Origin of the sequence: Streptomyces sp. NPDC092369 (assembly GCF_044755245.1) — a bacterium.
GTDB lineage: Bacteria > Actinomycetota > Actinomycetes > Streptomycetales > Streptomycetaceae > Streptomyces.
Window position 1 is genome coordinate 165,241 of record NZ_JBIVQP010000007.1, and the last position, 17,296, is coordinate 182,536.

Sequence of the window (17,296 nt, forward strand, 5' to 3'; positions counted from 1 at the left end):
ACACCGGCGCGCCCGGGGGGGTTTCCAGCCACCCCCCCCCCCCTCGGGTCCCCCCGCTCAATGACCCCCCGTGATACGGCACTGGGGTTGGGGTTTGCGGAGAGGTGGCCCCGCCTCGCCCGGCGGCACCACGTCTGCTCTCACTTGGGTGGCCGCGGGAAGAAGCCGCTCGTACGAGCCATGTACTCGGCGTATCCCGGGCGTTCGGCCATGTGTCGCTCCAACAGCCGTTTCCCGCTGCCCCAGATGAGCAGGTAGCTCATGACCAGCGGCGACACGACCGTCGCCGCTGCGGCCCCGGCCGCGTCGCAGGCGATCAGGTACAGCCCCCACCAGACGCAGAAGTCACCGAAGTAGTTGGGGTGCCGGGTCCAGCTCCACAGCCCCGTGTCCATGATCCGGCCGCGGTGGGCCGGATCCGCTCTGAACTGGGCGAGTTGGGCGTCCCCGACCGCCTCGAAGCACACACCGGACACCACCAGGACCGCGCCGACCGCGGCGAACGTCGACACCGGACCGGACACGTACTGCGCCGCCTGGACCGGCAGCGACACCAGCCACACCAGCGCCCCCTGCACGAGATAGACCATGCGGAGCGCGTACAGGTTCCGGCTGCCCGGCGCCTTGGCCAGCAACCGCTCGTAGCGCGGGTCCTCCCCGTGCCCGCGACCGCGCCGCGCGATGTGCAGCGCCAGCCGCAGTCCCCACACCGCCGTCAGTACGGTGACCAGGTACCGGCGGCCCGGATCCCCGCTGCCGGCCGAGGCCACGCAACTCACCACGGCGACGGCGGTGAAGGCGACTCCCCAGGCGACGTCGACGATCCGGTGCAGGCCACGGCGTACGGCGACGGCGAACGTGACCAGCATGACGGCGAGCGAGGCCGCCGCGGCCCAGCCCAGATTGGCCGCGAAGGCGCTCCAGTCGAGTCCGCTCACAGCCGGTCCAGCCCCTCGTACCAGTCCCGGGGTGTCGCGGCCATGCCGGCATCCCCGCCGACGGCCGGCCGCACGCTCAGGATCTGGTCGACGCCCATCCGCCGCTCCTCGAACGCAAGGGCCCCGCCGACCAGATACAGCCGCCACACCCGGGCCGTCTCCTCGCCGACGAGCCGGACGACGTCGTCCCACCGCTCCTCCAGCGTGCGATGCCAGGCGGCGACCGTACGCACGTAGTGCTCGCGCAGCGACTCCACCGAGCGCACCTCCAACCCGGCCCCCTCCAGCAGGGCGACCGTGCTGCCGAGTGGGCGCATGTGCATGTCGGGGGCGATGTACGCCTCGATGAACGCGCCGCCCCCGGGTGCCTTCGCTCCGCGCGACATCTGCTGCACGAACACCCGTCCTCGCGGGCGCACCAGCCGGTGGAGGGCGGCGGCGAAGGCCGGGTACTCGGCGTCTCCGACGTGTTCGCCCATCTCGACGGTGGCGACGGCGTCGTAGTCGCCGCCGGTGATGTCCCGGTAGTCCTGGCACACCACTTCCACACAGTGGGTCAGACCTCGCTCGCGCACCTGCTCCCGTACGTGGGCGGCCTGTTCGCGGGCCAGCGTGACCGCGGTGACCTGTGCCTTGTGCCGTTCCGCCGCGTAGAGGGTGAGGGAGCCCCAGCCGCAGCCGATGTCGAGCAGTCTGGCGCCGGGGACGAGGTCCAACTTGCGGCAGATCAGCTCCAGTTTGGCGCGCTGGGCGTCGGCCGGGGTGAAGTCCGGCTCGTCGCTCGCCCAGTAGCCGCACGAGTAGGCCATGGTCTCGTCGAGGAGCAGGCGGTAGAAGTCGTTGGACAGGTCGTAGTGGTGGCTGATGGCGGCCCGGTCGCGTGCCTTGCTGTGCAGACCGCCGCGGAGGCGCGCCTGCGAGGCGGGGGCCGGCGGGCGTGGTCCTACCGCGCCGAGGCGCACGGCGGTCCCGCCGGCGCGGGCTACGTCCGTGAGTCCGAGCCGGGGTGTGTGGGGACGTTCCCCCGCGGCGGCCCACATCGTGCGCAGTCCCTGTGCCAGGTCGCCCTCGACGTCGATCTCGCCGGTGATGTACGCCTGGGCGAGGCCCAGTTCGCCGGGCTGCCACAGCAGGCGGCGCAGGGCGCGCCGGGAGCGCAGCACGACGACGGGGCCTTCGGGCGGGCCCGCCTCGCTGCCGTCCCAGGTGCGCAGGCGCAGCGGGAGCGGGCCGCCGAGCGTGGACTCCACCAGTGCGGCGAGCCGCTGGGCGGCACCGGGCCTGGTGGTCGGGGTGGTCGAGGTCGTGCTCATCGGGTCGGGTTCTCCTTCGTGAGCAAGTACTGCTGTACGTCGAGGTATCCGGCGCGGAAGCCGGCTTCGGAGTAGGCGAGGTAGAGGGTCCACATGCGGCGGAAGACGTCGTCGAAGCCGAGGGCGGCGACCTCATCGGCGCGTTCGGTGAAGCGTTCGCGCCACAGTCGCAGGGTCTCGGCGTAGTGCGCCCCGTAGCCGTCCCTGCGCGCGATCCGCAGGTCCGTGTGGTCGCGCACGGTCTCGGCCACCGCCTCGACCGAGGGCAGCAGACCGCCGGGGAAGATGTACTTCTGGATCCAGGTGAAGGTGTTCCCGCTGGCCAGCATGCGCTGGTGCGGCATGGTGATGGCCTGGAGGACCGCGCGTCCGCCGGGGGCCAGGCGGGCATCGAGGGTGCGGAAGTACTCGGGCCAGTACTCGGCGCCGACCGCCTCGATCATCTCCACGCTGACGAGGGCGTCGTAGGTGCCGCGGGCCTCGCGGTAGTCGCACAGGTCGATGCGGACGCGGTCGGACAGTCCGGCCTCGGCGACTCGTCGCAGAGCGAGGTCGCTCTGTTCGTGGGAGAGGGTGAGCGAGGTGACGCGGGCGCCGCGCGCGGCGGCGCGGAGGGCGAGTTCGCCCCACCCGGTGCCGATCTCCAGCAACCGGGTGCCCTCGCCGACCTCGGCGAGATCCAACAGCCGGTCGATCTTGCGGTGTTGGGCCGCGGCGAGCAGTGACCGGTCGGCGGGGAGGGCGCGGAAGAGGGCGGCGGAGTAGGTGAGGGTGTCATCGAGGAAGAGCGCGAAGAGGTCGTTGGACAGGTCGTAGTGGCGGCTGATGTTGGCCCGGGCTCCGGTGGGTGTGTTGCGCTGGGCGCGCGGACGGCGCAGCGCCCACAGGCCGCGCAGGCGCTGGAGCGGGGCCGGGATCAACTCGGCCACGTTGCCCGCGAGTACGGTCAGGACGGCCACCAGGTCGGGGGCGTCCCACTCCCCCGCCATGTAGGACTCGCCGAATCCGATCAGCCCCTGGCCGCCGATGCGGCGGTGGAATGCCTTCGGGTCGTGGATGTCCAGCACCGGGCCGCCCTGGCCGGCCGTGGTGCCGTCGGGGAACCGCACGCGCAGCGGCAGGCGTTCGAAGGTGCGGCGCAGCACGGCCGCGGTGACGGCCGCGGTGACGGCGGAGGCCTTCGCGGGCGCGGCCACGTCGGGCCAACGGACTGCGTCGATGCGGGCGTTCGGGGGCGGCGGGGCCGACTGCCGTGCGGTGGGCGGGGGTTCAGCGGTCCTCATCGTGCGTTCTCCGGGTCGTGGTGGGCGGGACGGGGTTGGACGGGCAGTCCGCGCAGGTAGAGGCGGATGCCGTGGACGCGGATGGCGACGGAGACGGCGAGGGTCGACCACGGGTGGCGCAGGGCCAGCCGCAGCAGCGCGCCGGGGGTGGCGTCGTGGCGTGTGCCCCGGACGGTCGCGGTGAAGGGCCTGCCGCCCGCGCGCTCCAACTGCACGGTGACATCGAGCCGTTGGCCGGGCTCGGGCAGCCGCATGCGGTAGCGGCCGTCGACGGGGAAGAAGGGCGAGACGTAGAACTCCTTGTCGACGCGCGCCTTTCCTGCCTCGTCCGGGAACAGCAGATAGCTGTGCCGTCCGCCGTAGGTGTTGTGGACCTCGGCGACCACGCAGCGCGGGGTGCCGTCGCGGTCGTGGCACCAGTAGAGGGTCAGCGGATTGAACACATGACCGAACACCCGCGCGTGGGCCAGCATCACGACCGGTCCGCCCGCCAGGTCCACACCGTGCGAGGCGAGGAAGGCGTCGAGCCCCGCGCGGACGGACACTTGATCCCCGCCGAAGTGGTCGCGTGCGTCGAAGCGTGCCAACGCCCGCAGTCCGCGCGGGAGTTCGGGGGGACGGTCGGGGTCGATCAGCCACATGTACGTGCGATGGCGCAGGGCGTGCCGGACGGGTGAGGTCCGTACGTGGCTCACCGCGCAGCGGTAGAGGGCCGGTGCCGTCGTCACCAGCGCACCCCCAGGGCCGCGGCGGCCAGGGCACCCGAACGGCAGCCGTCCTCGTGGAATCCCCAGCCGTGGTAGGCGCCTGCGTAGGCGGTCACGGCGGTGTTCAGCTCGGGCAGCCGTCGCTGCGCGGCGACCGACTCCGGGGTGTAGACGGGGTGTTCGTACACCATCCGCGCCAGCACCCGCCGTGGGTCCACGCGATCCTGGCCCCCCAGCGTGACGACGTACCTCTCGGGCGCGTCGAGGCGCTGGAGCCGGTTCATGTCGTAACTGACCTGCACCTGACCGGAGTCGGCGGCACAGGCGGGCATGAGGTAGTTCCACGAGGCACGGGCGCCCCGGGCTCGGGGCAGCAGGCCCGGGTCGGTGTGCAGGAGCGTGGTGTTGCGGGAGTAGCGGAAGGCACCGAGGATCTCCTTCTCCAACGGGGTGGCGTCCGCGAGCAGTTGGAGGGCCTGATCCGGGTGGGTGGCGACGACCACGGAGTCGTACGACCGTGTGGTGTCGTCGTGGGTGACGACGTCGACGCCGTCGGACGTGCGGCGAAGAGCGCGGACCGGGGCTGTGACGCGCACCGAGTCCAGGCGCTCGGCGAGGCGGTCGACGTAGGTGCGTGAGCCACCCGTGACCGTGCGCCAGGTCGGGGCGCCGGTCACCGAGAGCATTCCGTGGTGCTCCAGGAAGCGGAACAGATAGACGGCCGGGTAGCGCAGGGCGGTGACGGCGTCGCAGGACCACACCGCCGAGACGAGCGGGGTCATGAAGTGGGCGCGGAAGTAGGCGGAGCAGCCCTCCCGGTCGAGGAACTCGCCCAGGGTGATGGTGCTTTCGGGCTCCCGTGCCAGGGTGCGCCGCGCCGCGCGGTGGAAGCGGGGCACCTCGGTGAGCATGCGCAGATAGGCGCCGCGCAGCGCGGCGCGCGGCTGGGCGAACAGGCCTCTGGGGCCGCGTGCACCGGCGTACTCGAGGCCGCACCCCTCGCACCGCACCGACATGCTCATCTCCGACTCCTGCGTGGCGACGCCGAGTTCGTCGAAGAGGCGCAGCAGGTGCGGGTAGGTGCGGCGGTTGTGCACGATGAAGCCCGAGTCGACGCGGCGGGTCACTCCGTCGGCACCCGTCAGTTCGTGGGTGTGGGCGTGCCCGCCGAGCCGGTCGTCGGCCTCGTACAGGGTGACGTGATGGGCGCGGCTCAGCACGTACGCGGCGGTCAGCCCCGCCACACCGGCGCCCACGACAGCCGTGTGCCGCCGCCGCCCGCGCTCCGCACCACCCCCGGCCGCCTCCCGCCGCCCGTGCGGGCCGCTCCCCGGCGCGCGTGACATCCGTTCTCCTCCCGGTCGCGAACTCTGATCTCGCGCGTAATCCGAGGCCGGGGAGGGCGCGGATTGGCCGGGTGCAGATCTTCTTGCGATCCGGGCGGGAGGTCGGCGGCGATCCCGGGCAGGAGGTCGGTTGCCATCCCGGGCAGGTGGTCGGTGGCGATCCGGGCGGGACGCCGGTTGCCATCAGGGCTGAAGGTCGGTTGTCATCCGGGCGGGACGCCGCTTCCCATCCGGGCTGAAGGCTGGCTGCCACCCGGGCGCGACGCCGCTCCCGATCCGGACTGAAGGTCGGTTGCCACTCGGGCGCGACGCCGCATCCCATCCGGGCTGGAGGCCGGCCGCCACCCGGGCACGACGCCGCTCCCGATCCGGACTGAAGGCCAGTTGCCTCCCGGGGCAAGACGCCGCTTCCCATCCGGACTGGACGCCGGCTGCCACCCACGACAGAACGCCGGTCCGGTACCTCGACGAGGTGCCGGGCCGCCCGGGCGGCCGGGTCAGACCAGGCCGGTGACGGTCACGGTGACCTGCGCCGACGTCGTGTCCGCCGGAAACAGTTGCGCCACGCGCTCCTCGACGGTGCGCCGGGCGGCGCGGGCGACGTCCACACTGCGCGCGTGCCGGAGTGCGACCAGACGGATGTCGACGCGCCAGAGTTCGGCGCCGTCGGGCCTGCTCACCCGCACCCCGGACGGCGGAGCGGGACGCGCGCTCCCGTCCGTCCGGGACCGGGCCGAGCGCAGCCTCCCGGTGAGCCCCGGTCGGAGAAAGGCCACGCCCGGGACGGCCTCGACAGCCCGGGCGATCTCCTCGGCGAGCGTGGCGTGTGCGGTGTGCTGGGTCATCGGGCACGGCCTTCCTGGCTGTCGGCCGGAGTGTCGAGGAGGTCGGTGACACGGATGTCCACGGCCGCCGTGGGCATTCCCAGCTCACGGTCCGCCGCCTCCCGTACCCGTCCGCGGACCTGCTCGGCGAGGTCGGGGAGGAAGGCGCCGACCGGGGCGTGGATGTCGAGGCGGACCTCGACCACAAGGGCCTCGACCGCGCCGGCCTGGACCGCGCCGCCTTCGGCCGCCGGCAGGATGCGGCACGACCCCGCCCGGACGCCGGGCACGCTCTCGGCCGCGGCGCGCAGACTCCGGGCGGCGACCGCCTCCATGATCCAGAGGTCCTCGCCCGGCTCCCCCAGGGGCAGCGGCCGGCCGGGGCGCAGTTCGAGGCGTACGACGTCCATGACCCGCTGCGTCAGCGAGGTTACCTCGCCGGCGGACGGGCCCGCGGAGTCGCCGCGCAGGTCTCGCACGGCGGTTTCCAGCTGGTCGAGATCGCGCACGGCCTCCTGGCAGTGCGGGCAGGTCAGTGCGTGCGGGTCGTCCGTCTGCCGCTCCCAGTCGTCCCAGACCTGGGAGAGCAGCCGTCCGCACGCCAGCCGCTCGTCGTCGCTGCCGGGTCCGTGGTCGATCGGGTCTGTGTGGGCGGTCATCGCCAGGCCCCCAATGCTTGTGTCAGGCAGCGGCGTGCGCGGAAGACGCGGGCGCGGACGGCGTCTTGGCTGATGCCGACCACCTCCGCGATGTGTTCGTAGGACTGGCCGTCCAATTCTCTCAACACCCAGCAGGCGCGCTGTTCGGCGGACAGGAGGTCGAGGGCTTCGCGCAGTTCACGGACCGCGTCGCGGCCCTCCGTGATCCGGGCCGGAGACGTGGCGTGCTCGGCCGCGGGCAGGTCGGCCGCCGCGTCCAGCGGCGCCACCGGTCTGCGGGCCCTCAGCACGTTCAGACAGCGGTTCGTGACGATCCGGTACATCCAGGTGCCGAAAGAGGCGTGTCCGTGGAACTCCGGCAGTCTCCGCCAGGCGCTGAGGAAGGCGTCCTGCACCGCGTCCTCGGCCTCGGGGCGGGTGCCGAGCAGGCGGGTGGCCAGCCGGAGGAGCATCGGCGCGTGGCGCTGGACGAGCACGGCGAAGGCGTCCTCGTCCCCCTCCGCGGCCCGGACCGCCAGCAAGGCGTCGTCCGTCTCACCCCCGGTGTCCGGTGGTGCGGTCTGTGTGTGGGCGCCCGCCACTGGGCGGCTCCTCTCGTCCGGTCTCTGAAGGCTTGGACACCGCCGCGCCGTGCCTGTGACGCACCACTTTCCGAAGCGGGCACCGTACTGATGCCCACGACCGGGAGGAACCCGGCCTGATTCTCCTGAGTGAAATCCCTGTTTCGGCCCGCGCGGTGAAACAAGTCACATCCGATGTCGGTTGAATCCGTAGCCGGACAGGGCGCGGATTGGTCCGGAAAAAAGATTCATCCGATCGGGAGATCGACCAATCCGCCGGGCTTTCCGAGCCGGATTCCCACCGTGACCGACCACGAGCAGCACATTCGACAGCGCATCGGCTGGACGCGCCTCGCCCTGGGTGCCGTCAGCGGCTTGCTGGCGGGACTCGCGGCCCTCGGCTTCGCCGAGCTGGTGTCGGCGGCCGTACGTCCGCAGTCCAGCCCTGTCGTGGCGGTCGGAGGCGCGGCGATCGACCGGACGCCGGCGGCCGTGAAGGACTGGGCGATCAGGCATTTCGGCACCAATGACAAGCTTTTTCTCCAGCTCGGAATTCTCGCGGTCCTTGCGCTTTTCGCGCTGTTCCTGGGATGTGTCGCACTGCGATTTCGGCGCGTCGGCGCCGCCGGTGTCCTGCTTTTCGGAGCCGTCGGAGCGACGGCGGCGACCAGCCGGCCGGATTCGACCGGACTGTCCGACGCGCTGCCGTCCGTGACGGGCGCCTTGGTGGGAGCGGCGGTGCTCTACGTTCTGGTGGGCCGCCTCACGCGTCGGGCCCCCGCGCCCCCACCGGCCGCGAGCCCGCACGAAGGACCGGCATCCGGCACCGGCTGGGACCGTCGGGGCTTCGTGATCGCGGCGACCGCCGCGGCGGCGGCGTCCGCCGGGGCCGGCGTGCTCGGCCGGACCCTGAACGCTTCGAGCGGCCGGAACGCGGTCGCCTCACGCAACGGCCTCGCCCTGCCCCGCCCCGCGTCGGCCGCCCCCGCCGTGCCCAAGGGCGCGCAGTTGCGGATCCCCGGAGTCAGCCCCTTCACCACACCGAACGGCGACTTCTACCGCGTCGACACCGCACTGGTGGTACCGAAGGTGGATGCCACGACCTGGCGGTTGCGCATCCACGGCACGGGCGTACGCCGCCCGCTCACGCTCTCCTTCGACGATCTGCTGCGGCGCGAGCTGATTGAACGCGACATCACGCTCACGTGCGTGTCGAACGAGGTCGGCGGCCCGTACGTCGGCAACGCCCGCTGGATCGGCGTACGCCTGGCGGATCTGCTGGCCGAGTGCGGTGTGCGGCGACCCTCCCGGGGCGGCCCGGCCGACCAGTTGGTGGCTCGCTCGGTGGACGGCATGACCATCGGCAGTCCGGTCGAGGACGTCATGGACGGCCGCGACGCGCTGCTCGCCATCGGCATGAACGGTGAACCGCTGCCCTTCGCCCACGGCTTCCCCGTCCGCATGGTGGTGCCGGGCCTGTACGGCTTCGTCTCCGCCTGCAAGTGGATCAAGGACATCGAGCTCACCACGTTCGACTCCTACGACCCCTACTGGGTCAAGCGCGGCTGGGCACGCAGGGCGCCGATCAAGACCGAGTCGCGCATCGACACGCCCAAACCGTTCGCCCGGCCCAAGACCGGCACGGTGATGATCGCCGGAGTCGCCTGGGCCCAGCACCGCGGCATCGACAAGGTCGAGGTCCGCGTGGACGACGGCCCCTGGCAGCGGGCCCGGCTGGCCGCCGAGGACACCCGGGACACCTGGCGCCAGTGGTCCCTGCCCTGGCAGGCCACCAAGGGCGGCCACACCCTCACCGTGCGCGCCACCGACCGCACCGGCGAGCGCCAGACGGAGAAACGCACGCACACCATCCCCGACGGCGCGAGCGGCTGGCACTCCGTGGTCGTCACCGTCGACTGACCCCAAGCCACCTTCTCCCACCCCATGCAGAGGCAGCTCAGGCTGCCTCGACCGACAGGAGATTCACCATGAACACCCGTATCCGTCGTACCGCCGTCGTCATCGCCGCCGCGGCCGTCCTCCCCTTCGCCCTCAGCGCCTGCGGCGACAACGGCAGTGACTCCGACTCCGCGAAGTCCGACACGTCCAGCAAGGCCTCCGCATCCGCGTCCGCATCGGACGACAGCATGGCGGGTGCCGGTGCGACGACGTCCGACCAGCCCTTCGGCCCCGGTTGCGCGGCCGTCCCCAAGAGCGGTTCCGGCTCCTTCGACGGCATGGCCCAGGACCCGGTCGCCACCGCCGCCTCCAACAACCCCGCCCTGTCCACGCTGGTGGCGGCGGTGAAGAAGGCCGGCCTGGTCGACACCCTCAACAACGCCCAGAACATCACGGTGTTCGCCCCCACCAACGACGCCTTCGCCAAGATCCCGAAGGCCACCCTCGACAAGGTCCTGGCCGACAAGGCACAGCTGACCAAGATCCTCACCTACCACGTCGTCGGTCAGCAGCTCACCCCCAAGGACCTGGAGAAGGGCTCCTTCGACACCCTGGAGAAGGCCAAGGTCACCACGGCCGGCTCGGGTGAGTCGTACACCGTCGACGACTCCGCCAAGGTCGTCTGCGGCAACGTCAAGACCGCCAACGCCAACGTCTACATCATCGACACCGTCCTGATGCCCACCAGCTGACCAGGCGCCGGAATTCCTTCCTGGTTCCGCGTCACAGGCGTCGCCGGGTCGGGTCTGACGGAGTGAGAGCAACTGTTGAGCAGGCGAAGCAGAAGGGACGTGCCATGACCACGCAGACCGCACCGGCCGCCAAGGACGTGTCCATTCCCCGGACCGGCAGGGAGCCGCAGACGACGGCCGTGTCCGGTGGTGTCACCGGAGCCGACCAGCCCGCCCCCGACCGCGGGCGGACGTCGATCGCCGACGTCGTCGTCGTGAAGGTGGCGGGCATCGCGGCCCGGGAGATCCCGGGTGTCTACGACATGGGCGGCGGGCTGTCACGCACCATCGGCGCCGTACGCGACCGGGTACCCGGTGGCCGGCCCAACGTGGGGCGCGGCGTCAAGGTCGAGGTCGGCGAACGGCAGACGGCCGTCGATCTGGACCTCGTCGTCGAGTACGGCGTGCCGATCACGGAGGTCGCCCGCGAGGTGCGGGAGAACGTCATCTCCGCCGTGGAGCGCGTCACCGGCCTCGATGTCGTGGAGGTCAACGTCACCGTCAACGACGTGCACCTGCCCGACGACGACAGTGAGACGCCGGGGACCGACTCCCGGGTCGAGTAGGTCGAGTGAGAGAGACATTCCGTCACCGGCTCCGGCCGCCTCGCCAGAGGGAGGACACAGTGAACAGATCAATCGTCGGGATGGCCGTGGGAATGGCGCTGGCCTTCGCCGGCTTCCTCGGTGGCTTCGGGGCGTTCCTGCTGGTGGCCGCCCTGGGGGCGCTGGGGTGGGTGGTGGGACGCTGGTTCGACGGCGGGGGCCGGGTCCAGGACCTGCGGGACGCCTATGAGCGGAGCCGTCGATGATCACCCCGGCCCAGCGCGGCACAACGACCGTCTCGGACAAGGCGGTTCGCAGGATCGCCGAGCGCGCCGCGGTCGAGGCGCTGCCGGACCGGGGAGCCTCGACCTCCAAGGGGGCTGTCTCGGTGCACGGACGCCGAGCCGACGTGGCCCTCGACGTGACGGTGTCCTATCCGCGGGCGCTGCCCGAGGCCGTGCGCCGGCTCCAGGAGCATGTCGCTTCTCGTACAGGGCAGTTGACCGGGCTGGACGTCACGCGGCCTCGGATCGGCGTCACCGCGCTGTCGGCGTCGAAGACGGTCGACACGACCGCGGACCGGGAGGAGGTCCCCGAGGCGGCGGCCGGTGACCGCACCCCGCTGCGGTGGTGGTCGCAGCGCCGACTGCCGATGGCACTGCTCACCTTGGCGATCGCTCTCGCCGCGGGCGCGCTCGCGAGCGACCTGATCCTGGTGCATACCGCGCACCGCCCGGCCGCCGCCTGGCGCACCGGCGCCGTGCACTGGCTGGCGCACCACGGTCCCGGCGACACCTCCGTCGCCGTCGCCGCCGGTGCGATCGCAGTGCTCGGCGCGCTGATGATCGTCCTGGCGCTCTCCCCCGGTCGGCGCGGCCTGCTCCCCATCGCCTCGGCACCACGCGTGCGTGCCGCGGTCGACCGCTCCACGATCGCGGCTCTCGTCCGGGACGCGGTGGGGGCGACGGCGGGGATCGGCCGGGTGAGGGTGCGGGTGCGCCGTCGCCGGGTCGCCGTCCGGACCTCTCTGGCCTTCGGAGACCGGACGGCCGCGCGGCACGAGGTGACGGCCGCCGCCCAACGGGTGATCGACGGCTGCGAGTTGCGCCGTGCACCACGGTTGAGCGTCTCGGTCCGTCCCGAGGACACCTGGGATCCGGAGCCGGACGTCCGGAGCGGGACGGATGAGTCTCCGCCGGCCACCGAATCCACCGGCAGCGTGCCGGACTTGCCGGACGTGCCGGGCATGCCGAGGGTTCCGGAAGGAGCGAAGCTCTGATGCAGCGTGCACGGACGCTTCTCAACCGCACTGTCCTGGCCCTCGTCGGCCTTCTCCTGCTGCTCGGCGGCACGGGCGTCGCGGTCACCTCCACCGCGGAAGCATCGCGCGTGCCGGCGTGGTGGCCCCAACTCGCCCCGCACGCCGCGTTCCTGGACACCGGGGACCTCGCGGCGCTGCGTACGCACGGTTGGTGGACGCCCACCGTCATGGCGGCCTCGATCGCGGCGACCGTCCTGTTCGCCCTGTGGTGTGCCCGGCAACTGCGCGGCGGCTCACGTCCGCTCGTGCCCCTGTCCACGCCTGGCAGCGCGCTGCGGACCCGAGCCCTTGAGGACGCGTTGACCTTGCAGACGGTGGCGATCGACGGGGTCGGCGCCTGCCGCACCCGCGTGCTCACCCGGAACAAGCACCTGGACGTGCGCATGCGTGTGTGGCTCCGACCGGACGTCACACCGACAACCGTCATGCCGGCACTCACCGCGCTCGCGGCCCGGACGGAGAGCACGATGCCTCCGTACACCCTCCGCACTCATGTGCGCTTCACCGCACGTACGCACGGCAGTCCGCGGGTCCGCTGACCGCCGGTCGCGGGTCGAGCCGGCCCGGGCCGCCTGGAGCCTTCGCGCCGGCCGACGGCCTGACCGAGCAGTGGCGGCGCGCCGGCCACGCGACCTGCGGCCGGCCCTGTCCGCCGGCCTCTTCGGCCGAGCTTTCCGTCGGCCTTTCCCTCGATCTTCCCTCGGCCTTCCCTCGGCCTTCCCTCGGCCTTCCCTCGGCCTTCCCTCGGCCTTCCCTCGATCTCTTCGGCCGAACTCGGCCTACCCCCGGCGGGCGTGGCTGGGCACACTGACCGCATCACAGGCATGCGGGCACAGCGCGTCCGTCGACCCGGTGGACGTGCTCCGGCCTGACTTACCGTCCCGGGGGAGACTGGCTGATGAGAGCACCCCGTACCACCATCGGGCGTTCACGACTGATCGCCTCGGTGCTGAGCCTGCTCGTGGTGACCGCCCTCGCGATGTCCGACACCGGCGCCTCCGCGGCGCCGACGGTCGGTGCCGCTCCGTCCACCGCCTCGGTGACCGGCGCCACCTCTGCCGTCGAGTCCCTGGCAATCGCCGGGACGAGCTGGGCCGTAGAAGAGCGCACCGGGAAGCTGCGGGTGCTCGCCGACGCCACGGTTTCGGAGTCTGACCTGGTCAGACTGCGCGGAGCCGCCCGGCAGTTCGCGGGTGCCGTGTCCCTCGACCGACTCGGCGGCTCACTGCGCACGCTCCTGTCGGGCGGCGACGGCATCTACGCGTCCGCCTGGCGCTGCTCGGCCGGGGTCAACGTCCAGAGCGGCTCCACGTACTACTTCGTCACCGCCGGCCACTGCACCGACGGCGTGTCCACCTGGTACACCACCTCCGGCCTGACCACGGCGGTCGGCACCACCGTCGCCACCAGTTTCCCCAGCGACGACTTCGGTGTCGTCCGGTACTCCAACCCGGCCGTCCCGCATCCAGGCACCATCGGATCCGTCGACGTCACCGGGACCGCGACCGCCTATCCCGGCCAGAGCGTCTGCCGTCGAGGAGCGACGACCGGTGTCCGGTGCGGCGTGGTCACCGCGCTGAACGCGACCGTCAACTACGGCAGCGGGGCAGTCGTCCACGGGCTGATCCAGACCAATATCTGCGCCGAGCCGGGCGACAGCGGCGGCCCGCTCTACGCCGGCGACAAGGTCATCGGCATCCTCTCCGGCGGTTCGGGGAGCTGCGCCGCGGGTGGGACCACCTACTACCAGCCGATTCAGGAGGTGCTCAACGCCTACGGGTTGTCCGTCTACTGAGGCGTCGGGGGGCGCTGGGCGGGGTGGAGATTGCTGTTCTCGCGCCGCGCCTCGGCGGTCGGACGCCGATGCGTCCCCATCGCACGTACCCTTCGTGGTGTCTACGGCGTCACATAGCGGGCGCCAAACCACTGGAGGCAACACCTAGTGCTGATCGCTCAGCGTCCATCCCTGACAGAAGAGGTCGTCGACGAGTTCCGCTCCCGGTTCGTGATCGAGCCGCTGGAGCCGGGCTTCGGCTACACCCTCGGAAACTCCCTGCGTCGTACGCTCCTCTCCTCGATCCCCGGTGCTGCTGTCACCAGCATCCGGATCGACGGTGTCCTGCACGAGTTCACCACCGTGCCGGGCGTCAAGGAGGACGTCACCGACCTGATCCTCAACATCAAGCAGCTGGTCGTCTCCTCGGAGCACGACGAGCCGGTCGTGATGTACCTGCGCAAGCAGGGTCCGGGTCTGGTCACCGCCGCCGACATCGCGCCTCCGGCCGGTGTCGAGGTGCACAACCCCGATCTGGTCCTGGCCACGCTGAACGGCAAGGGCAAGCTGGAGATGGAGCTGACCGTCGAGCGCGGTCGCGGTTACGTCTCCGCCGTGCAGAACAAGCAGGTGGGCCAGGAGATCGGCCGTATCCCGGTCGACTCCATCTACAGCCCGGTGCTGAAGGTCACGTACAAGGTCGAGGCCACGCGTGTCGAGCAGCGGACCGACTTCGACAAGCTGATCGTCGACGTCGAGACGAAGCAGGCCATGCGGCCGCGTGACGCCATGGCGTCGGCCGGCAAGACCCTCGTGGAGCTGTTCGGTCTCGCCCGCGAGCTGAACATCGACGCCGAGGGCATCGACATGGGCCCGTCCCCGGTGGACGCCGCCCTTGCCGCCGACCTTGTCATGCCGATCGAGGAGCTCGACCTCACCGTCCGTTCCTACAACTGCCTCAAGCGCGAGGGCGTCCACTCCGTGGGTGAGCTCGTGGCTCGTTCCGAGGCCGACCTCCTGGACATCCGCAACTTCGGTGCGAAGTCCATCGACGAGGTCAAGGCGAAGCTCGCCGGTCTGGGCCTGGGTCTCAAGGACAGCCCGCCCGGATTCGACCCGACCGCCGCCGCGCTCGGTGCGGACAGCGACTCGGACGCGGGTTTCGTGGAGACCGAGCAGTACTGATCCGGGGCGACCGGACGTGAGCAGCGGGGCCGGACAGGGTGACCCTGGCCGGCCCCGCTGTCGTCGGGTGGGCCCACGACGAGCGACTCCTGCGCGAGGTCGGCCGGCGCCGGGCCGAGACGCGTCTATTGGTGTCGCGGTGGCGCCGAGGCGTCCGCCTCGTGCGCCGCGGCGTCGGGTATGCGGAAACACGCGCTCACCGACTTTCCGTGCGGGCAGGCGTGTGCCTCCCACGTGTCGGCGACGGCGTCCACCAGGAGCATGCCGCGGCCGCCGAGGCTCTCCGAGTCGGCCTCCCGAGCGACGGGCAGGACCCCGGACCTGTCGTGCACGGAGACATGCAGGCACCGGTCGTCACAGGTCATCACGAGCTGGGCGCTGCTGTGGGCGTGCCGGTGCGCATTGGTCACCAGTTCGGACACGGCGAGCAGTACCGCGTCCACCGTCTGCGGAGCGGCGGCGGTCCACCCCCGCGCCTCCAGATGGTCACGTGCCCAGTCACGGGCCGTCTTCACTTCGCTGTTCAAGGGCAGCGTGCGTGCCCAGCCCACTGCCCGGAGCGACGAGCGTTCCACGGTGATCCTTCCTCCCTGAGGCGAGTGCGGTCAGCGCCGGGCGAAGAACTTCCCCCACAGGCGCCGGACTTGAGCCCGGCGACGTGGGTCGGCGGCGGCTCGACGCGCCTGTTCGGCCAGCCGTCGCCCCTGCGGGCTCGCGGCGAACTTCCTGATGCGGTCCGTCGTGCCTGCCATGACACTCCTTCTTCGAGACACCGTGCCTGGACCTGATTCGGGTACCCCGCAAAACCCAAAATCACCGAACCGGAAGCGGCTCTCGACGCCGATCGCATCGGCCTCGTTCCTCAGCCCCGACGTACTCCTTGAGCCACGGCAGCGTCAGTGCCCGCGTGGCCCTCCCTGAATGATGAGGGTCGCCGCCGACGTACCGTTACCGCGGGTGGGCGGCGATCACCGCGTCGACCTGGGCAGTTGGTCGGCGGTACCACAACTGGGCTTGAGGTGACCCGCGTTGGTCACGCCGTGGTGTCGTCGTGGGTGACGGTGACGACGATCTTGCCGACATGGTCGTTGACCGCCATGCAGCGGTGGGCCTCGGCGATGTCCGCGAGGTCGAAGGTGCGGTCCACGACCGGGGTGAACGAGCCGGAGGCGAGACCGGCGTTGACGAACGCGACCGCGCGCCGCAGCCGCTCGGGGTCCTTGGTGATCTCGAAGAGGGTGTACGTGCTGCTGGTCAGCGCCGGGTAGGAGTGCGCGTTGGGCAGCGGCGTGGTGCGCCGGTCAAGGGTGCCGTAGACGACCAGGAAGCCGCCGGGGGCGATGCCCTGGGCGATGGTCTCGACGCCGGGTCCCGCGATCGGGTCGAAGGCCAGGCGGACGCCCTCGCCGTCGGTGATCTCCTTGATCCGGGCGGGCAGGTCCTCGTCGTCGGTGACGACGACATGGGCCGCGCCGGCGTCCAGGAGACGCCGCTTCTTGTCCGCGCGGCGCGTGGTGGCGATCGGGATCGCGCCGATGTGGCGGGTGATCTGGATGGCGGCGAGGCCCACACTGCTGGAGGCCGCCGTGATCAGGACGTGGTCCCCGGGACGCACCCGGCCGCTCTCGGCAAGGGGGCCGTAGGCGGTGACGTAGGCCATCCACACGGCCGCCGCCCGGTCGGGGGCGATGTCCGCGGAGCGAGGCACGACGGCCGAGGCCGGCACGACGACGTGGTCACCGTAAGTGCCGTACTCGCGCTGCGAGAACGCCGGCACGACCGCGACCGGGTCGCCCTCGGCGAGACCGTCCACGCCCTGACCGACCGCCTCGACCACGCCCGCGGCCTCGTAGCCGAGTGTGGACGGGAAGAGCGGCTGCTCGAAGTAGGAGCCTTCGCGGAACATGATCTCGGCCCGGTTCAGACCGATCGCGTCGACACGGATCCGCACCTCCCCCGCGCCCGGGACAGCCGCTTCGACCTCGCGGAGGGTCAGGACCTCGGGGCCACCGAGCCGGTCGAACTGTACGAGTTTCGCCATGGCGCATCCGTCCTGGGGGCGGGAATGGGGGAAGTGCACCGGACCTGCCCGATGCCGACACTCACCTTGCCCCAAGGTTCGATGACCGTCAAATCTCGACGACCATCGAA

General features: G+C 71.6%; 19 protein-coding genes. 8 read left to right on the forward strand and 11 right to left on the reverse strand.

Annotated features, from left to right (window positions below; translation table 11 throughout):
• Positions 1 to 140: 140 nt before the first annotated feature.
• The 8 genes from ACIQI8_RS35800 to ACIQI8_RS35835 all read right to left on the reverse strand — a co-directional run bounded on the left by ACIQI8_RS35800 (position 141) and on the right by ACIQI8_RS35835 (position 7,651).
• Complete coding sequence (locus ACIQI8_RS35800) at positions 141 to 938, reverse strand: DUF1295 domain-containing protein (RefSeq protein WP_402360124.1); 798 nt, start codon at positions 936 to 938, stop codon at positions 141 to 143.
• Entirely contained in the window at positions 935 to 2,251 is a 1,317-nt protein-coding gene (locus ACIQI8_RS35805; protein ID WP_402360127.1) for a class I SAM-dependent methyltransferase, read from the reverse strand. Before ACIQI8_RS35805 ends, ACIQI8_RS35800 begins: the two co-directional genes overlap by 4 nt.
• Complete coding sequence (locus tag ACIQI8_RS35810; protein ID WP_402360129.1) at positions 2,248 to 3,534, reverse strand: class I SAM-dependent methyltransferase; 1,287 nt, start codon at positions 3,532 to 3,534, stop codon at positions 2,248 to 2,250. The genes ACIQI8_RS35805 and ACIQI8_RS35810 overlap by 4 nt, the downstream gene beginning before the upstream one ends.
• On the reverse strand, positions 3,531 to 4,262 hold the full coding sequence (locus ACIQI8_RS35815; RefSeq protein ID WP_402360132.1) for a DUF1365 domain-containing protein: 732 nt from the start codon (positions 4,260 to 4,262) through the stop codon (positions 3,531 to 3,533). The genes ACIQI8_RS35810 and ACIQI8_RS35815 overlap by 4 nt, the downstream gene beginning before the upstream one ends.
• Positions 4,259 to 5,587 (reverse strand): NAD(P)/FAD-dependent oxidoreductase, encoded by a 1,329-nt coding sequence (locus ACIQI8_RS35820; RefSeq protein WP_402360135.1) that lies wholly within the window; start codon positions 5,585 to 5,587, stop codon positions 4,259 to 4,261. Before ACIQI8_RS35820 ends, ACIQI8_RS35815 begins: the two co-directional genes overlap by 4 nt.
• Positions 5,588 to 6,084: 497 nt before the next feature.
• Positions 6,085 to 6,432, reverse strand: a complete 348-nt coding sequence (locus ACIQI8_RS35825) for a hypothetical protein (RefSeq protein WP_402360138.1) — start codon at positions 6,430 to 6,432, stop codon at positions 6,085 to 6,087.
• The gene (locus ACIQI8_RS35830) at positions 6,429 to 7,070 is read right to left on the reverse strand and encodes an Asp23/Gls24 family envelope stress response protein (RefSeq protein WP_402360142.1); all 642 of its coding nucleotides are present in this window, start codon (positions 7,068 to 7,070) and stop codon (positions 6,429 to 6,431) included. Before ACIQI8_RS35830 ends, ACIQI8_RS35825 begins: the two co-directional genes overlap by 4 nt.
• Complete coding sequence (locus tag ACIQI8_RS35835) at positions 7,067 to 7,651, reverse strand: RNA polymerase sigma factor (protein ID WP_402360145.1); 585 nt, start codon at positions 7,649 to 7,651, stop codon at positions 7,067 to 7,069. Before ACIQI8_RS35835 ends, ACIQI8_RS35830 begins: the two co-directional genes overlap by 4 nt.
• Before the next feature lie 282 nt (positions 7,652 to 7,933).
• Between ACIQI8_RS35835 and ACIQI8_RS35840 the strand changes: the two genes are divergently transcribed.
• From ACIQI8_RS35840 to ACIQI8_RS35875, 8 genes are all read left to right on the forward strand, one after another.
• The gene (locus ACIQI8_RS35840) at positions 7,934 to 9,550 is read left to right on the forward strand and encodes a molybdopterin-dependent oxidoreductase (protein WP_402360148.1); all 1,617 of its coding nucleotides are present in this window, start codon (positions 7,934 to 7,936) and stop codon (positions 9,548 to 9,550) included.
• Between the two features lie 68 nt (positions 9,551 to 9,618).
• Complete coding sequence (locus tag ACIQI8_RS35845; protein WP_402360151.1) at positions 9,619 to 10,281, forward strand: fasciclin domain-containing protein; 663 nt, start codon at positions 9,619 to 9,621, stop codon at positions 10,279 to 10,281.
• Positions 10,282 to 10,385: 104 nt separating this feature from the next.
• Positions 10,386 to 10,886, forward strand: coding sequence for an Asp23/Gls24 family envelope stress response protein (locus ACIQI8_RS35850; RefSeq protein ID WP_402360154.1), 501 nt, complete (start codon positions 10,386 to 10,388; stop codon positions 10,884 to 10,886).
• Between the two features lie 59 nt (positions 10,887 to 10,945).
• Positions 10,946 to 11,131 carry a hypothetical protein gene (locus ACIQI8_RS35855; protein WP_402361382.1) on the forward strand — a complete coding sequence of 62 codons (186 nt, stop codon included), beginning with the start codon at positions 10,946 to 10,948 and terminating at the stop codon, positions 11,129 to 11,131.
• On the forward strand, positions 11,128 to 12,144 hold the full coding sequence (locus ACIQI8_RS35860) for a DUF6286 domain-containing Asp23/Gls24 family envelope stress response protein (RefSeq protein ID WP_402360157.1): 1,017 nt from the start codon (positions 11,128 to 11,130) through the stop codon (positions 12,142 to 12,144). The genes ACIQI8_RS35855 and ACIQI8_RS35860 overlap by 4 nt, the downstream gene beginning before the upstream one ends.
• Positions 12,144 to 12,725, forward strand: a complete 582-nt coding sequence (locus tag ACIQI8_RS35865) for a hypothetical protein (RefSeq protein ID WP_402360160.1) — start codon at positions 12,144 to 12,146, stop codon at positions 12,723 to 12,725. Before ACIQI8_RS35860 ends, ACIQI8_RS35865 begins: the two co-directional genes overlap by 1 nt.
• 359 nt (positions 12,726 to 13,084) lie before the next feature.
• Positions 13,085 to 13,981 carry a S1 family peptidase gene (locus ACIQI8_RS35870; protein WP_402360163.1) on the forward strand — a complete coding sequence of 299 codons (897 nt, stop codon included), beginning with the start codon at positions 13,085 to 13,087 and terminating at the stop codon, positions 13,979 to 13,981.
• A 147-nt stretch (positions 13,982 to 14,128) separates the two neighbouring features.
• Positions 14,129 to 15,145: a DNA-directed RNA polymerase subunit alpha gene (locus tag ACIQI8_RS35875; RefSeq protein WP_402360166.1), complete on the forward strand. Its 1,017-nt coding sequence runs from the start codon at positions 14,129 to 14,131 to the stop codon at positions 15,143 to 15,145.
• Between the two features lie 125 nt (positions 15,146 to 15,270).
• Here the strand turns inward: ACIQI8_RS35875 and ACIQI8_RS35880 are convergent, their stop codons facing one another.
• The 3 genes from ACIQI8_RS35880 to ACIQI8_RS35890 form a co-directional block, all read right to left on the reverse strand.
• Positions 15,271 to 15,720, reverse strand: coding sequence for an ATP-binding protein (locus ACIQI8_RS35880; RefSeq protein ID WP_402360169.1), 450 nt, complete (start codon positions 15,718 to 15,720; stop codon positions 15,271 to 15,273).
• Positions 15,721 to 15,750: 30 nt separating this feature from the next.
• Entirely contained in the window at positions 15,751 to 15,897 is a 147-nt protein-coding gene (locus ACIQI8_RS35885; RefSeq protein ID WP_402360172.1) for a hypothetical protein, read from the reverse strand.
• Between the two features lie 281 nt (positions 15,898 to 16,178).
• Positions 16,179 to 17,186, reverse strand: a complete 1,008-nt coding sequence (locus ACIQI8_RS35890; RefSeq protein WP_402360174.1) for a zinc-dependent alcohol dehydrogenase family protein — start codon at positions 17,184 to 17,186, stop codon at positions 16,179 to 16,181.
• Between the last annotated feature and the right edge of the window lie 110 nt (positions 17,187 to 17,296).

Bases quoted from the DNA above. Each gene is read 5' to 3' on its own strand.
- ACIQI8_RS35870 (WP_402360163.1), top strand. From the start codon at position 13,085: ATGAGAGCACCCCGTACCACCATCGGGCGTTCACGACTGATCGCCTCG.
- ACIQI8_RS35825 (WP_402360138.1), bottom strand. From the start codon at position 6,432: ATGACCCAGCACACCGCACACGCCACGCTCGCCGAGGAGATCGCCCGG.
- ACIQI8_RS35845 (WP_402360151.1), top strand. From the start codon at position 9,619: ATGAACACCCGTATCCGTCGTACCGCCGTCGTCATCGCCGCCGCGGCC.
- ACIQI8_RS35860 (WP_402360157.1), top strand. From the start codon at position 11,128: ATGATCACCCCGGCCCAGCGCGGCACAACGACCGTCTCGGACAAGGCG.
- ACIQI8_RS35890 (WP_402360174.1), bottom strand. From the start codon at position 17,186: ATGGCGAAACTCGTACAGTTCGACCGGCTCGGTGGCCCCGAGGTCCTG.
- ACIQI8_RS35885 (WP_402360172.1), bottom strand. From the start codon at position 15,897: ATGGCAGGCACGACGGACCGCATCAGGAAGTTCGCCGCGAGCCCGCAG.
- ACIQI8_RS35805 (WP_402360127.1), bottom strand. From the start codon at position 2,251: ATGAGCACGACCTCGACCACCCCGACCACCAGGCCCGGTGCCGCCCAG.
- ACIQI8_RS35865 (WP_402360160.1), top strand. From the start codon at position 12,144: ATGCAGCGTGCACGGACGCTTCTCAACCGCACTGTCCTGGCCCTCGTC.
- ACIQI8_RS35830 (WP_402360142.1), bottom strand. From the start codon at position 7,070: ATGACCGCCCACACAGACCCGATCGACCACGGACCCGGCAGCGACGAC.
- ACIQI8_RS35810 (WP_402360129.1), bottom strand. From the start codon at position 3,534: ATGAGGACCGCTGAACCCCCGCCCACCGCACGGCAGTCGGCCCCGCCG.
- ACIQI8_RS35850 (WP_402360154.1), top strand. From the start codon at position 10,386: ATGACCACGCAGACCGCACCGGCCGCCAAGGACGTGTCCATTCCCCGG.
- ACIQI8_RS35820 (WP_402360135.1), bottom strand. From the start codon at position 5,587: ATGTCACGCGCGCCGGGGAGCGGCCCGCACGGGCGGCGGGAGGCGGCC.